Annotated in this window: 12 protein-coding genes; 7 read left to right on the forward strand and 5 right to left on the reverse strand. The window is 73.6% G+C overall.

The window, feature by feature from the left end; translation table 11 throughout:
- Positions 1-134: 134 nt before the first annotated feature.
- Positions 135-1880 (reverse strand): lysine--tRNA ligase, encoded by a 1746-nt coding sequence (lysS, locus tag ACF09K_RS28770; RefSeq protein WP_392248103.1) that lies wholly within the window; start codon positions 1878-1880, stop codon positions 135-137.
- 143 nt (positions 1881-2023) lie between these two features.
- Between lysS and argS the strand changes: the two genes are divergently transcribed.
- From argS to ACF09K_RS28790, 4 genes are all read left to right on the forward strand, one after another.
- The gene (gene argS, locus ACF09K_RS28775) at positions 2024-3793 is read left to right on the forward strand and encodes an arginine--tRNA ligase (RefSeq protein ID WP_392248105.1); all 1770 of its coding nucleotides are present in this window, start codon (positions 2024-2026) and stop codon (positions 3791-3793) included.
- A 210-nt stretch (positions 3794-4003) separates the two neighbouring features.
- Positions 4004-4597 carry a hypothetical protein gene (locus ACF09K_RS28780; protein ID WP_392248107.1) on the forward strand — a complete coding sequence of 198 codons (594 nt, stop codon included), beginning with the start codon at positions 4004-4006 and terminating at the stop codon, positions 4595-4597.
- A gap of 97 nt (positions 4598-4694) precedes the next feature.
- Entirely contained in the window at positions 4695-5090 is a 396-nt protein-coding gene (locus ACF09K_RS28785; protein WP_392248108.1) for a hypothetical protein, read from the forward strand.
- A gap of 102 nt (positions 5091-5192) precedes the next feature.
- Positions 5193-5978, forward strand: coding sequence for a DUF4253 domain-containing protein (locus ACF09K_RS28790; protein ID WP_392248110.1), 786 nt, complete (start codon positions 5193-5195; stop codon positions 5976-5978).
- A gap of 116 nt (positions 5979-6094) precedes the next feature.
- Here ACF09K_RS28790 and ACF09K_RS28795 read toward each other — a convergent pair whose 3' ends face one another.
- Complete coding sequence (locus tag ACF09K_RS28795; protein WP_392248112.1) at positions 6095-7480, reverse strand: helix-turn-helix domain-containing protein; 1386 nt, start codon at positions 7478-7480, stop codon at positions 6095-6097.
- A gap of 213 nt (positions 7481-7693) precedes the next feature.
- Here ACF09K_RS28795 and ACF09K_RS28800 point away from each other — a divergent pair, with 213 nt between their 5' ends.
- Positions 7694-8458, forward strand: a complete 765-nt coding sequence (locus ACF09K_RS28800) for a DUF4232 domain-containing protein (protein ID WP_392248114.1) — start codon at positions 7694-7696, stop codon at positions 8456-8458.
- Between the two features lie 88 nt (positions 8459-8546).
- On the opposite strand, the gene hemB is transcribed toward ACF09K_RS28800, so the two are convergent.
- Together hemB and ACF09K_RS28810 are read right to left on the reverse strand one after the other, a co-directional pair.
- Positions 8547-9539 carry a porphobilinogen synthase gene (hemB, locus tag ACF09K_RS28805; RefSeq protein ID WP_392248115.1) on the reverse strand — a complete coding sequence of 331 codons (993 nt, stop codon included), beginning with the start codon at positions 9537-9539 and terminating at the stop codon, positions 8547-8549.
- 111 nt (positions 9540-9650) lie between these two features.
- Complete coding sequence (locus ACF09K_RS28810; RefSeq protein WP_392248117.1) at positions 9651-10271, reverse strand: hypothetical protein; 621 nt, start codon at positions 10269-10271, stop codon at positions 9651-9653.
- A gap of 337 nt (positions 10272-10608) precedes the next feature.
- Between ACF09K_RS28810 and ACF09K_RS28815 the strand changes: the two genes are divergently transcribed.
- Both ACF09K_RS28815 and ACF09K_RS28820 read left to right on the forward strand, forming a co-directional pair.
- On the forward strand, positions 10609-11583 hold the full coding sequence (locus ACF09K_RS28815) for a rubrerythrin family protein (protein ID WP_392248119.1): 975 nt from the start codon (positions 10609-10611) through the stop codon (positions 11581-11583).
- A 419-nt stretch (positions 11584-12002) separates the two neighbouring features.
- The gene (locus tag ACF09K_RS28820) at positions 12003-14264 is read left to right on the forward strand and encodes an N-acetylmuramoyl-L-alanine amidase (protein ID WP_392248121.1); all 2262 of its coding nucleotides are present in this window, start codon (positions 12003-12005) and stop codon (positions 14262-14264) included.
- A 146-nt stretch (positions 14265-14410) separates the two neighbouring features.
- On the opposite strand, the gene ACF09K_RS28825 is transcribed toward ACF09K_RS28820, so the two are convergent.
- Positions 14411-15517, reverse strand: a complete 1107-nt coding sequence (locus ACF09K_RS28825; RefSeq protein WP_392248122.1) for a helix-turn-helix domain-containing protein — start codon at positions 15515-15517, stop codon at positions 14411-14413.
- Positions 15518-15607: the final 90 nt, after the last annotated feature.

The following is a 15607-nucleotide window of genomic DNA, read 5'->3' on the forward strand; positions in this document are numbered from 1 at the left end:
ATTGTTCACCCGATACACCACCCCCCCCCGGGGGGTGCTGCTGGCCCCCCACTGCGGGTCGCGGGCGCCCCGGGAGACGACGGAAGGGGCCCCCGGTGCCGGCACCGGGGGCCCCTTCCGTCGTCCGGCCGGGGCTACTCCCCGAGCAGGGCCCGCACCCGTTCCTGTCCCACCGCGAGCAGCAGGGTGGGCAGGCGCGGTCCGGTGTCGCGCCCGACGAGCAGGTGGTACAGCAGCGCGAAGAACGTGCGCTGGGCGGTCTTGATCTCCGGCGGCAGTTCCTTGGGCGTGGCGTCCGGGGAGAACCCGGCCTGCACCTTGGGCACGCCGTACACGAGGTGGGTGAGCCCGTCGAGGGACCAGTTCTCGGCGAGGCCGTCGAGCAGGAGCCGCAGCGACTGGCGGGCGTCGTCGTCGAGGGACTTCAGCAGTTCGCCGTCGGGCTCCTCGCGCACGACGGTCCGCTGGTCGGCGGGGACGTGCGTGTTGATCCAGGCCTCGGCGCGGTCGAAGCGGGGGCGTGCCTCGTCGAGGGTGGCGAGCGGGTCGTCGGGGTCCAGTTCGCTGAGGATGCGCAGCGCCTGGTCCTGGTGGCCGGCGGTGATGTCGGCGACGGAGGCGAGGGTGCGGTACGGCAGCGGCCGGGGCGTGCGGGGCAGCTCGCCGCCGGCGGTGCGGACCGCGCGGGAGTGGGCGGCCACGTCGGCGGGCAGGGCGGAGCCGTCGGCGACCTTGGCGTCGAGCTTGTCCCACTCGTCGTAGAGGCGCTGGATCTCCTGGTCGAAGGCGATCTTGAAGGACTGGTTGGGGCGGCGGCGGGCGTACAGCCAGCGCAGGAGCTGCGGTTCCATGATCTTCAGGGCGTCGGCGGGGGTGGGGACGCCGCCCTTGGAGGAGGACATCTTGGCCATGCCGCTGATGCCGACGAACGCGTACATCGGGCCGATCGGCTGCTTGCCGCCGAAGATGCCGACGATCTGCCCGCCGACCTGGAAGGAGGAGCCGGGCGAGGAGTGGTCGACGCCGCTGGGCTCGAAGACGACGCCCTCGTAGGCCCAGCGCATGGGCCAGTCGACCTTCCAGACCAGCTTGCCGCGGTTGAACTCGTTGAGCCGGACGGTCTCGGAGAAGCCGCAGGCGTCGCAGGCGTACGTCAGTTCGGTGCTGTCGTCGTCGTAGGCGGTGACGGTGGTGAAGTCCTTCTCGCAGTTGCCGCAGTAGGGCTTGTACGGGAAGTAGCCGGCCGAGCCGGAGCTGCCGTCGTCCTCGGCCGCGGCGCCGGAGCCCTCGGCGGCCTCCAGTTCGGCCTCGTCGAGCGGCTTCTGCTGCTGCTTCTTGGCCGGGGCCTTCTTGGTGCGGTACTGGTCGAGGATCGCGTCGATGTCGCCGCGGTGCCGCATGGCGTGCAGGATCTGCTCGCGGTAGACGCCGGAGGTGTACTGCCGGGTCTGGCTGATCCCGTCGAACTCGACGCCCAGCTGCGCCAGCGACTCGACCATCGCGGCCTTGAAGTGCTCGGCCCAGTTCGGGTGGGCCGATCCCGGCGGGGCGGGGACGGAGGTCAGCGGCTTGCCGATGTGCTCGGCCCAGGACTCGTCGACCCCCGCGATCCCGGCCGGGACCTTGCGGTAGCGGTCGTAGTCGTCCCAGGAGATCAGGTGGCGCACCTGGTGGCCGCGCCGGCGGAGCTCGTCGGCGACGAGGTGCGGCGTCATGACCTCGCGGAGGTTCCCGAGGTGGATGGGGCCCGAGGGGGAGAGGCCGGACGCGACGACGACGAGCGGTTTGCCCGGGGCCCGACGCTCCGACTCCTCGATGACCTCATCCGCGAAACGGGAGACCCAGTCGGTGGTCTCGGTGCTCTGAGCCACGATCGGCACGTCCTCTGGTGTGAAGGCTTGAAGGTTTGCAGTGCGTCCCATTGTCCCAGGCCGGACCGCATCCGCGAAAACCGCTTTTCACCGCGTGGGATACTCGGTCCCCGTAGTACTTTCCGGAACCCGAGCAGAACGGCAGCCACCCCATGGCCTCGGTCACGTCCCTCAGTCACTCCGTCGAACAGCGTCTCGCGTCCGCCCTCTCGGCTGCTCTGCCGGAGGCCGTCGGCGCGGACCCGCTGCTGCGACGCAGCGACCGGGCGGACTACCAGGCGAACGGGATCCTGGCCCTGGCGAAGAAGGCGAAGGCCAACCCGCGGGAGCTGGCGACGCGGGTCGTCTCCGAGGTGGTCTCCGGTGACCTGATCCGGGACATCGAGGTCTCCGGCCCCGGTTTCCTGAACGTGACGCTCACCGACCGGGCGATCGTGGAGAACCTCGGCGCGCGGTACGCGGACGCCGACCGCCTCGGGGTGCCGCTCGCGGACGCGCCGGGCACCACGGTGATCGACTACGCCCAGCCGAACGTGGCGAAGGAGATGCACGTCGGCCACCTGCGGTCGGCGGTCATCGGCGCCGCGGTGGTGCGGATCCTGGAGTTCACCGGCGAGTCCGTGGTGCGCCGGCACCACATCGGCGACTGGGGCACCCAGTTCGGCATGCTCATCCAGTACCTGGACGAGCACCCGCACGAGCTGGACCACAAGGACGCCGAGGTCAGCGGCGAGGAGGCGATGTCGAACCTCGACCGCCTCTACAAGGCCGCGCGCAGGCTGTTCGACGCGGACGAGGAGTTCAGGACGCGGGCCCGGCGCCGGGTGGTGGACCTCCAGGCCGGGGATCCGCACACCCTCGCGGTGTGGCAGCGGTTCGTGGACGAGTCGAAGATCTACTTCTTCTCCGTCTTCGAGAAGCTGGACATGGAGGTCCGGGACGAGGACATCGTCGGCGAGTCGGGGTACAACGACATGCTGGCGGAGACCTGCCGCCTCCTGGAGGAGTCGGGCGTGGCGGTCCGCTCGGAGGGCGCCCTGTGCGTCTTCTTCGACGACGTCAAGGGCCCGGACGGCAACCCGGTCCCGCTGATCGTGCAGAAGTCGGACGGCGGCTACGGCTACGCGGCGACCGACCTGTCGGCGATCCGCGACCGCGTCCTCCAGCTGAAGGCGGACAGGCTCGTCTACGTCGTCGACGCCCGGCAGTCGCTGCACTTCAAGATGGTCTTCGAGACCGCGCGCAGGGCGGGCTGGCTGGACGGCGACGCCACGGCGCACCAGCTCGCCTTCGGCACGGTCCTGGGCAAGGACGGCAAGCCGTTCAAGACCCGTGAGGGCGAGACGGTCAAGCTGGTGGACCTCCTCGACGAGGCGGTCGACCGGGCCACGGCGGTCGTGCGGGAGAAGGCGGAGAAGGTCGGCCTGTCCGAGCGGGAGATCGAGGAGAACGGCCGGTACGTCGGCATCGGCGCCGTCAAGTACGCCGACCTGTCGACCTCCGCCGTGCGGGACTACAAGTTCGACCTGGACCAGATGGTCTCGCTGAACGGCGACACGTCCGTCTACCTCCAGTACGCGTACGCCCGCATCCAGTCGATCCTGCGCAAGGCGGGCGAGGCCCGTCCGGCCGCGCACCCGGAGCTGGAACTGGCCCCGGCGGAGCGGGCGCTGGGCCTGCACCTGGACCAGTTCGGCGAGACGGTCCAGGAGGTCGCGGCGGCCTACGAGCCCCACAAGCTGGCGGCGTACCTGTACCAGCTGGCCTCGCACCTGACGACGTTCTACGACCAGTGCCACGTGCTGTCCGCCGACAACGCGCCGGAGGTCGTCGAGAACCGCCTCTTCCTGGTGGACCTCACGGGCCGCACCCTCCACAAGGGCATGGCCCTGCTGGGCATCCGGACACCCGAGCGGCTCTGACCGGACCTCGTCCCGCCGGCTCCGGCCCCGACCTGTCACCACAGGTCGGGGCCTTTTCCGTGTCCTGCCGGACATTCCGGTTGGGCAGAACGGGGCAAGATCGAAATGCGATGAGCGCCGTGCGCCTCGACGCTGGCGATGTAGGGCGGAGCTCCCGGACCGTGCGGGCCGGGCACTCCGCCGAGCCATGCGTCCACGAAAGAGGAGAACATGACGGCAACGACGGAGACCCCCACGTCGGAAAAGGCGGGAGTCGGTACGGAGGAGGGCGGTGAGGAGTCCGCCATCGGCCCCCTGCTGCTGGCGGCCATGCTGGCCCGTCGCGAGGAGCACGGTGAGGAGTCCGGCATCGAACACCCGCTGCTCCTGGCCGCGCTGATGCGCCGCGGCCGCGAGGAGCGCGGCGAGGACTCCCTCATCCAGCACCCGCTGCTGCTCGCCGCCCTCATGCGGCGCCGCCGCGAGGAGCGCGGCGAGGACTCGATCATCGAACACCCGCTGCTCCTGGCCGCGCTGATGCGCCGCGGCCGCGAGGAGCGCGGCGAAGAGTCGATCATCCAGCACCCGCTGCTGCTCGCCGCCCTCATGCGCCGCGGCCGCGAGGAGCGCGGCGAGGGCTCCCTCATCGAACACCCGCTGCTGCTCGCCGCGCTGATGCGGCGCCGCCGCGAGGAGCGCGGCGAGGACTCGATCATCCAGCACCCGCTGCTGCTCGCCGCCCTCATGCGGCGCGGCCGCGAGGAGCGCGGCGAGGAGTCCGGCATCGAGCACCCGCTGCTCCTGGCCGCGCTGATGCGCCGCTAGGACGTCGTTCCCCCTGCCCTCCGGATGCCGGGACCGTCGCGGTCGCGGCGCCGGGGGGCAGGCCCCGTAAGACAAGCGAAGACCTTAAGGAACCACAATGGCAGCTGAGTCCGGCGGACAATCGGAACGGGATCCCCTGGAGGCCTTCATCGACGAGGTCTTCGAGGAGATGGTGCGCGAGACCGGGGTTCCGCACGGCGGCACCGGCGGCAGGTACGGAAAGGACCCGCTGGCGGCGGCGCTGGTGGAGGCGGCCATGGCGTCGCTGTCGCAGCCCGGCCCCTCGGCGTCCTCGGAACTGGAGCGGGTGCTGTTCGCGCAGTCCCTCGCGAAGGCGTTGGCCGAGTCCCTCGCCCCCGCCCTGGCCGAGTCGCTGGCGTCGGAGATCATGAAGGTCCTGACCCACCACGCCGACGCGAAGGACGGCGGCAAGCACCAGCCCGTCGGTGCCACCGGCCGCGAGCGCCGCGGTTCGGGCGAGGGGAAGTCCTGAACGGGCCGCACGCGGGCGTCCGGAGGACGGCGACCGCCCGGCCGGTCCTCCGGATCCGCTCGGTCCGGCCCCGTTGTCAGTGCCCGCCCTTACTGTCACGGCATGGCGACTCTTCCCAACCCGCTGCCCAAGCTGGCGTCCGACCCCAGCGGGCGTTCCCTCGGACTCCGGCTCCCGCCGGGCAGGCTGATCGACACGACGGACCGGGGCCCCTGGCACGAGCCGCTGCTGTGGCACGCCGAGCGGGCCGCGGCACCGGGCAACTGGGCGGCGCTGGGCGGGACGTCGGGACGGGCCGGACTGGTCCCGGTCCTCGTCGACCTGGGCGGCTCCCGGGGCGGGCCGCAGCAGTGGGACCTGGCGCCCGCCGACATGTCGTACCCGGGCGACCACGACGCGGAGGAGGTGCTCGCGGATCTGTGGGAGGAGTGGGCGGCGGAGGACGAGGACTGGCCCGGACCGGCCGGCGCCCCCGCGCTGCAGGCCGATCCGGACGTGCGGGCCGCGCAGGTCGCCGACCTCCTCGCGGGTGAGGGGCCCTCGTGGTTCGAGGCACCGCACCTGGCCCTCGTACCGGCCCGCCGCAGCGCGGACGTGCCGGCGGTCATCGGCTGGTCGGGCCCGGTGAACCACGAGGACGACACGGGGCGGCTGTCGGCGGTCCTGCGTTCGTGGGAGGACCGCTTCGGCATACGGGTCGTGGGCATCGGCTTCGACGTCCTGGCCGTCTCGGTGGCCGCCCCGCCCACCACCGTCGCCGAGGCGGAGGCGGTGGCCGCCGAGCACTTCGCGTTCTGCCCGGACAACGTCCTCCAGGGCTCCGGCACCCTGAAGGCGTACGCCGCCGGGCTGCTCGGCGAGCACGCCTGGTCCTTCTGGTGGGACTGACCCGCCCGGCGGTCCCTCAGGCGCCCCTGAGCCCCCGCCCCAGCCCCCGCCCCGGCCTCCGTGGTCTCCTCCGGGGTCCGGGTCACGAGGCACGGGCGGCGGGAGGCGGGCGGGTGCTACGGCGTCGGGGTCGCCCCCGCCCGCTGCCACGCGAACCCGCCGAGCGGGAACTCGTACGCGGGCCGCCCGTTGTTGCCGCTCGTGCGGAACGGCCTGCCCTTGTCGTCGACGACCAGCGTGCCGTGCCGGGACCCGCTGGACCAGGACAGCTCCAGCCTCCAGCTCACGTCGTACGCGGAGGCGTCGGCGTCGATGTAGTAGACCTCGGGGTCGGACTCGCTGACCTTGAAGGGGAAGTCGGCGTGCCCGGCCTCCGGCACCAGCGCCGGCCGCGCGGCGTCGAGGGCCACGGTGAAGTAGTGGGTCGGCACCCCGCCCCCGCAGCCGACGCCCGGATAGCCCATGGCGTAGTCGTTCCAGGCGAGCGGCGTCCGCTTCTGGACCGTGCGGACCTTCAGCCCGTCGACGACGACCGTCTCGTCGCCGGTCCCCTGCACGGTCACCTGCACGAACTGCGACCCCGAGGACACGGCCGCGTGCGCGGCCACCCAGGCGGGCGCGTCCTGCTCCACGGGCGGCGGCGAGACCCGTCCGGGCTCACGGTCGACCAGGTAGCGCTGGCCGCAGGGGTCCAGCCAGGCGTTCGGGCGGACCTCCACCGTGAGCGGAGCAGCCCCGTCGTCGTCCTCGACGGCCGCGCCGGGACGTTCGCCGCCGGAGACCGGGGGCGACGAGGACCTCGAGGGGGACGCGGAGCCGGATGCCGACGGGGACGCGGACGGCGAGGCGGAGACCGACCCGCTCCTGGACGGCGACGCGCTCGCCGCCCCCTCCCCCCGCACGGACGAGGCGGCCCCGGCCCCCCGCGCGCTCCCGGCGTCCTCGGCGCCGGCGTCGGACAGCCGCATCCCGAGGACCACGGCCCCGGCCACGGCGACGACGGCGACCCCGGCCAGGACGGCCCGCCGCACCCGCCGCTGCCGTGCCCCGGACGGCTCCGGTACGCCGTCCCGCACGAGGTCGGTGACGACGGCCGACTCGGGGCCGGACTCGGGGGCGGGGGCGAGGTCGGGGTCGGGGGCGGGCTCGGGGGCGCCCCTCACACCCTCCACGGGCCCTGCGTCCAGCCCTGTGTCCGGCTCAGCCGTCGGCTTTGCCACCGCCCCCGCGTCCGGCTCGGCCGCCGGCCCGCGCTCCTTCTTCCCCCGCCCCGCGTCCGCCAGCACCCACCGCCGGTGCAGCTCGACCAGTTCGGCCGGTGAGGCCTTGCACAGCCGGGCGAGCCGTTCCACGGGCGCGTAGTCCGTGGGGACGGCGTCCCCGTTGCAGTAGCGGTGCAGCGTCGACGTACTCATGTGGAGCCGTTTCGCGAGCGTGCCGTAGCTCAGCCCGGACCGGTCCTTCAGTTCCCGCAGCAGTTCCGCGAACTCGGCCGCAGCCACCGTTCGTCCACCCCCCGTGTCCCGTCCCGGCGTTCCAGGGACGGCGCGTTTTCCCAGCTCAGAAGCTTGCGGGCATTCCAGCGTCCCGGATGGTCCGCAGGTCGTGGCGGCCGGGACGGATCTCCCCACAAGCTGTGGCCATCCAAGCACGCCGCTCCCGGCACCCGGTCGAGCGACGTACGCCGATCAGCCATCCGACAAGAGGGATTCACCATGCGCATCCGCCGCACCAGCCGCCTCCTCGTCCCCGCCGTCGCCGCGCTCGCCGCCCTCTCGCTCACGGCCTGCGAGAACGGAACGGGCACCGAGGACGAGGGCGCGTCGGCCCCCGCGTCCTCGGTCACCGCGCAACCCCGGGGGACCGACAAGCCGACCACCGGATCGGGCACGGGGACGGGTACCGGATCGGGCACCGGCACCGGATCGAGCACCGGCACCGGCTCGGGCTCGGGCTCGGCCGCGAAGCCGGCCGGCGGAACGTCCGCCAAGCCGGGCACCGGCACCGGCACCGGCACCGGCACGGACGACAAGGACCCGAACGCCCCCGAGAACCGCGTCCTGTGCAACGGCTCGAACACGAAGGTGACCGCCCGGCCGGTGCCGCGCCCCCTCAACCACATGCTGATCACGGTCACCAACACCGGCAGCAAGGTGTGCGACCTGACCTACCACCCGGTGCTCCGCTTCGACGAGATGCAGTGGGCGCCCGCGGCGGCGGAGGCGACCAAGCCGCAGGCGGTCACGACCCTCTCGCCCGGCGAGTCCGGCTACGCGGGCGTCCTGCTGTCGGCGGCCGACGGCAGCGGCGACGGCGGCACGACCGCCGAGAAGCTGACGGTCGCCTTCCAGGGCCGCACCCCGAACAGCGACGGCGGCGCCTCCGCGACCCCGCCGCTCCCGGCCGAGGGCGTCTACTACGACAGCTCGCTGACGGTGACGTACTGGCAGCAGAGCATGGACGACGCGCTCGCCTGGTGAACCGGTGCGCAGGTGCGCCGCAGGCCGTCGAGCCGGCGGGTCAGCGGGTCAGCGGGTCAGCGGGTCAGCGGGTCAGCGGGTCAGCGGGTCAGCGCAGGGTCCGGGCCACCTCGGTGGCCCAGTAGGTGAGGATGTTGCGCGCCCCCGCCCGCTTGATGCCGGTGAGCGTCTCCAGGATCGCCCGGTCGCGGTCGATCCAGCCCTTCTCGGCGGCGGCCTCGATCATCGAGTACTCGCCGGAGATCTGGTAGGCGGCGACGGGCACGTCCACCGCGTCGGCGACCCGCGCGAGGATGTCGAGGTAGGGGCCGGCCGGCTTGACCATCACCATGTCGGCGCCCTCCTCGAGGTCGAGGGCCAGCTCGCGCAGGGACTCCCGCGCGTTGGCGGGGTCCTGCTGGTAGGTCTTGCGGTCCCCCCGCAGCGAGGAGCCGACGGCCTCCCGGAAGGGGCCGTAGAAGGCGGAGGAGTACTTCGCGGTGTAGGCGAGGACGGCGACGTCCTCCCGCCCGATCTGGTCCAGGGCGTCGCGGACGACCCCGATCTGACCGTCCATCATGCCGCTGGGACCCACGACGTGGGCGCCCGCGTCGGCCTGGACCTGCGCCATCTCGGCGTACCGCTCCAGGGTGGCGTCGTTGTCGACCCGGCCCTGCTCGTCGAGGACCCCGCAGTGCCCGTGGTCGGTGAACTCGTCGAGGCAGAGGTCGGACATCACCAGCAGGTCGTCCCCGACCTCGGCCCGCACGTCCCGCAGCGCGACCTGGAGGATGCCGTCCGGGTCGGTCCCCACGGTCCCGAGGGCGTCCTTCTTGGAGTCCTCCGGCACCCCGAAGAGCATGATCCCGGAGATCCCGGCCGCCACGGCCTCCGCGGCGGCCTTCTTCAGGCTGTCGCGGGTGTGCTGCACGACCCCGGGCATCGCCTGGACCGGCACCGGCTCGCTCACGCCCTCCCGCACGAACGCGGGAAGGATGAAGTCGGCCGGATGCAACCGGGTCTCGGCGACCATGCGCCGCATGACGGGGGTGGTCCGCAGCCGCCGCGGACGCGAACCGGGGAAGGATCCGTACGTCGTCATGCGCCCTACGCTACGCCCGCTCCACCCACCCCTTTGCCGACGCCCCGTCGGCCCCGCCCCGGGCCGGCCGAGGCGGCCGAGGCGGCCGAGGCGGCCGAGGCGGCCGAGAGGTCAGAACCCCTGCCAGACGGACTTCGCGCCGGAGTCGCCGATCCGGTAGACCTGTACGACCGCCCCGACTCCGGCGACCAGGGCCAGCACCGTGCCCACGACCAGGACGGCGCGGGAAACCGCGAGCCGACCCGCCGCCCCGGACGCGCCGCCCGTCCCGTGGCCACCACCCGACGCGGGCCCGCCGCCCGCCGTGGGGACACCACCCGGCCCGGTGGCCCCACCGGCCCGACCGGCCCCGTCGGCCCTGTCGGCGCGGTCGGCCCCACCGGCCCCGGACGGCAGGAAGCGCCGCAGCAACCCGCCGTGCAGCAGCCACAGCAGCACCGCCAGCACGAAGATCGCCACGACCCAGGGCAGCAGGTCGTCGCCCATCTCCGTATGGCGTTCCACGGCGGCGGTCTCCGGGACCTGTTCCGCCAGCCACTCACCGGCGTCCGTCGCCAGCGGCACCGACACCAGCGCCGCCAGGGCCAGCAGCGGCAGCCCGATCCCGGCCCTGCGCATCACCACGGGCCATGCCGCGCACAGCACCAGCGCGAGTGCCGACAGCGGCACCAGTACGACCACTGCGTGCACCCAGAGCGGGTGCGCCGGGACCCCGTTGATCGTCGTTTCCATACCGGCTCCGGAATTCTGCGGTCGCTTACGGTCGTCTGCGGTCGGATGTGGCCACCGTAGAAGGGACCGGCGTCCACCGCGCGTCGCGTGCCCCGCGGACGCGCGCACCGGCGCCGCGGTCCCCCCTTCCCCACGGGGAACGCCCCCTGCCGACACGGCAGTCGACGGACCGTCGGCGGACGGCGGACGGCGGACGGCGAGGGGCCGCGATGGCCGACCGGGTGAACTGTCGTCGCGGTGGTCGGCCCGATGGCCCATGCCCGCTCGTCTCCTCCCCGCGGAAGGTGCTGAGCTGCTCCCCGGGGGGAGCACTCGCGACCTTCGACCGAGGAAGACCATGAACCGCTTCACCATCCGGGCCGCACTGGTGTGCCTGTCCGCTGCCACTGCCGCCGCGGTGATCACGTCCCCCGCATCGGCCACCGCTCCGTCCCTGCCGCACGGCGGCGCCTCCGACCCCGCCGCCGCCGCGGCCGGACTCCACCCCCGGACCCTCGCCGACCTCGAGACCTCCATGCAGGGCGAGGCCTACGCGAACGCCTCGTACACCTTCTACGCCGCCCAGGCCGACCGCGAGAACCTTCCGGCCACCGCGCGGCTGTACCGCGGGACGGCAGCGGTGGAGCTCAACGAGCACTTCCGCAAGGAGGCCGGCCTCGCCCGGGTGGTCGGCTCCGACGCGGCGAACCTGCGCGCCGCCATCGCCGGCGAGACGTACGAGACGAACGTGATGTACCCGGGCTTCGCCCGGCAGGCCGCGGCCGACGGCGACACCGCCGCCGCCGAGCTGTTCACCGAGATCGCCGCGGACGAGGCCCAGCACCTCAAGAGGTTCCGCGCGGCCCTCGACGTCGTCGAGACCGGCCGCGGCAGCATCCCCGCCCCGCCGCCCGTCGACCCGGTCGAGGTTCCCGCCGGCGGCCCGGAGGTCCGCTCGGCCCGCACCCTGGCCAATCTCGACACCGCGATGCACGGCGAGGCCCTCGCCCACGCCCGCTACACCCTCTACGCCGAGCACGCCGCCCGCCACCGCCCCGCCCTCGCCCGCCTGTTCCGGGGGACGGCCGAGGTCGAACTGCGCGAGCACTTCGCCGGCGAGGCGAAGCTGTACGGCCTGGTCCGCACCACCCGGAAGAACCTGACCAGGACCATCGCCGGCGAACTCCACGAGGCCCGGGTCATGTACCCCGCCTTCGCCCGCCGCGCCGAGGCCGTCGGCGACCAGGAGGCCGCCCGCCTGTTCCGCCACAACGCGGCCGACGAGGCCGGCCATGCCCGGGCCTTCCAGCGGATGCTCGACAACCCGCGGTGACGTAGCCCACTCGGCGCCGGCCGCACGGTCCGCGCCTCCCCCGGACACCGGCGTTCCGCCGAGAACGCCCCGCTCCGGCAGCACCCCGTCCTGGGAACGCCCCGCCGTCTCCGTCGGAGACGGCGGGGCGTGAGAGTCACCTCACCGATGCGGGTGACCGCCGTCACGTCGTGCGGTTCCCCGGCGGTTCCACCCCTTTGCCGGTGCACCGTCGTCCCCGCCCGGCCGCTCACCGGCGGGGGGATCCGGGCCGTCAAGTCCCGGGCGGGTGTGACACTTTCCGGCCCCCCACCGCTATATGCATCGGCCATCTTTTTCCGGGTGCGCCCTTTGCGACAGTTTTTCGGACACAGGGGTGGGGTTTCGTCGTGAGTCGACGTCAACGCCGGGGTGGGACACGGGCGTACAGACCGCTGAGCATGCGCAGGAGGACCTGGCTGACGCTCGGAGCGGTGCTGCTGGGGAGCGGCGGCGTGGTGGCCTACGCCTCCGCCGACCCGTCCGGCGGCCAGGGCGCCCGGCCCAAGCGGCCGGCGAAGGTCCACGGCCTCGCGCTGAAGGGCGTCGCCGCCGACCGCCGGGAGCTGCCGCGCACGGACACCGAGCCGTTCTCGCTTCTCGGCGTCACCTGGACCGGGGGTGCCGAGCGGCTGGCCGGCACCGCGCAGGTGCGCACCCGCAGCACGGCGACCGGCGAGTGGAGCGCCTGGCGCGACCTGGAGCTGGACGCCGACCCGCTGGACCGGCCGGGCCCGAAGGTGCGCGGCACCTCCGAACCGCTCTGGGTCGGCCCGTCCGACGGCGTCGAGGCGCGGGTCGTCCGCGGCGACGGCACCGCCGCCGCCCTGCCCGCGGGGCTGCGGGTCGACATGGTCGACCCGGGGGTGGTGACCGACGCCGAGACGAGGACCGGCACCGAGACCGCCGCCTTCGTGACGGAACCGAGCCCCGGCACCACGGACCCCGGCACCACCGACCCGTCCGCCTCGCCCGCCGACACGGCCCCCGCCCCCTCCGGCGAGCCCACGGACACCGCCTCCGCCTCCCCGGCGGACACCGCACCCGAGGCCACCGCGAGCGCCCCGACGGACACCGCGTCCCCGGACACGAGCCCGTCGGCCACCGCGCCCGCGCCCACCGTGCCCACCGCTCCGGCGTCCACCGTCCCCCGGCCGCCGATCCTCTCGCGCGCCGACTGGGGCGCCGACGAGTCGATCACCGCGGACGCGGCGGAGTACAACGACGACGTCAAGGTGATGTTCGTCCACCACACCGCCGGCAGCAACGACTACACCTGCGACCAGGCCCCGGCGGTCATCCGCAGCATCTACACGTACGACGTGCAGGCCCTCGGCTGGAAGGACATCGGCTACAGCTTCCTCGTCGACAAGTGCGGCACCCTGTACGAGGGCCGCAGGGGCGGTACGGACCTGCCGGTGTTCGGCGCCCACACCTACGGCTGGAACCGCGAGTCCGCGGCCGTCGCCGTCATCGGCGACCAGACGCAGACGGCAGCCACCTCCGCCACCCTGACCTCCGTCGCCCGCCTGGCGGCCTGGAAGCTCGGCCAGTACGGGGCCGACCCGGCCGGGACCGTCGAACTCACCGCGGGCGCCACGCAGAAGAACCTGTCCGGCACCGCCTTCACCACGGGCAGCCGCTACACCTTCGACCGGATCTCGGGCCACCGCGACGGCTACAACACCGTGTGCCCGGGCGGCTTGCTCTACGACCAGCTGCCGGCCGTCCGCGCCCTGGCGGCCGGGCCGGTGCAGGGCCTGAAGGTCACCTCGGTGGCCGGCGGCGCCACCCTGACGGGCTCGACGTACTACACCAAGGGCGCCGTCACCGTGAAGTGGTCGACGACCACGCCCGGCACGCTGGTCTCGAAGTTCGAGCTGCTGGCCGACGGCAGGACCGTCGCCACCGTCGCCGGCACCGCCACGTCCGCGAGCGCCGTCCTCCCGGCGGGCGGCCACACCCTCGCCGTACGGGCCGTGCACCAGTCGGGCCGGGCCACGACGACCCCCGCGCTGAGCATCGTGGCGGACACCACGGCCCCGCTGTTCCCCACCGCCCCGAGGCTGTCCCTGCGCACCGGCACCGTCGGCGCCACCGCCGTCCCGGTCACCCTGGCCTGGAAGGCCACCGACGACCGGGCGCTGCGCTCCGTGCGGCTGCTGTCGCCCACCGCCGCGACCTTCGGCCCGACCGTCACCACCTCCGGCCGCACGGCCAGGCCCGGCACCACGACCACCTGGTCGATGCGGGCCGACGACTACGCCGGCAACTACCGCACGGCCTCGGCCGCCTCGACCCCGGTGATCCTCCAGGAGACCTCCGCGACGAGGTACGGCAGCTGGACCGCCCGCTCCTCCACGAGCTACCTCGGCGGCAAGTCGTACTCCAGTGGCGCCAGGGGCGCGTCCCTGACCTGGACCTTCACGGGCCGCTCCGCCGCCTGGGTGGTCTCCCGCGCGGCCACCTCCGGCCAGGCGTACGTCTACGTCGACGGCGTGAGGACCGCGACGGTCGACCTGAAGTCCGCCACCACGCTCTACCGCCAGGCGATCTGGACGAAGACCTGGTCGGGCAGCGCCAGGCACACGGTCAAGATCGTCGTGGTGGGCACCAGCGGCCGTCCCACCGTCACGACGGACGGACTGGTCTACCTCAAGTAGCCCGCGGATCCGGCTCCACGGCATCGGCGACGGCCCTCACGATCACCTCCGACCGTGAGGGCCGTCGCCGTTCCGGTCCGCGGAGCGGGTCGTGCCGTCGGGGACGTGCTGTTTCCCCGGGAGTGAAGGGGAACCGGCTGGAAGGCTCACGGCTGCGGGGACGCCGCCGCTCTGCGCGCACGGCATTCCCGGCAGCACTTGTCGGGCACCGACTCCCGGAAGACGCGCGTACAGCCGCCCTCGCAGTCCGTCCAGGGATCCACCCAGGGGGGCGGCGGGGTCGACGCGGAGGCGAGGGGCGAGGTGGTGGGAAGACCCTCGTACGGCGGAGGCGTCGGCAGGGGCGGCGGGAGACCCTCCCGGAGCCGGTGGGCGAGAAACCCGGCGGGAGACTTCAGGGGGACGGGGACGTCGGCGGTCACGGCGTGGATCACGGCAGCCCGGGAGGCCCCGTTGTCGAACCAGGCGACGACGGCGGGAAGGAGACCTTCCACGTCTTTCCGGGAGAGCGTGAAGCGGTCGTCGGTGCGGCGCAGGCCCGCGAGCAGGGCGAAGGCCTTGTCGCGGTGCTCACTGCTGGACGGTTCGTGTCCGGAGGGTCCGGAGGGTCCGGACGGCGGCGGAACCTCTTCGGGCACGGAATCACCCGCCGCCTCGCCCCCTACGGCTTCCACGACCGCGACCGGCGCGGCGGGCGCCACCGGCACGGCGGGGACGATGGACGCGACCGGGGCGACGGGCACCACCGGCACGGCGGGGACGATGGACGCGACCGGGGCGACGGGCACCACCGGCACGGCGGGGACGATGGACGCGACCGGGGCGACGGGCGCGGCGGGAACGACCGGCTCGTCCCGTACGCCGGGCGCCTCCGCCCGCCCCCGGGTGGACGCCGGGGCGTTGTGCGCGTACGTCCGCGTGACGAAACGGCCGCCGTCCACGCGCTCGCGCACCCGCTCCAGATAGCCGTGCGCCTCCAGCTCCCGCAGCCCGAAGGCGATGCGGTCCCGCCCTTCGGGGAAGCGGTCGGCGAGGCTGCGGATGTCGACGGGGGCGCCCTGCGGCAGCGACAGGATGTGGACGGCCAGTCCGATCGCGGTCAGCGACAACTCCCGGTGCTGGGCGAGGTGGTTGCCGATGATCGTGTAGTGGCTCGGCTGGTACGCACGTACGTGGGTGACACCGGAGTGGGTGGCGCTGCGCCGAACGCCCGGTACCGGGCGCGGGGCAGCGATAGGCTTCGTCACAGCCATGGGGAAGACTTGCTCTCTTCCTGGATGGTCAGGCCCTCGCACTGGGATTGCCGTCCCGGCGGGGGCCGATGCATGTGTGGGGTGGTCCGT

This window comes from Streptomyces sp. NPDC014882 (assembly GCF_043081325.1).
In the GTDB taxonomy this organism is placed as follows: domain Bacteria; phylum Actinomycetota; class Actinomycetes; order Streptomycetales; family Streptomycetaceae; genus Streptomyces.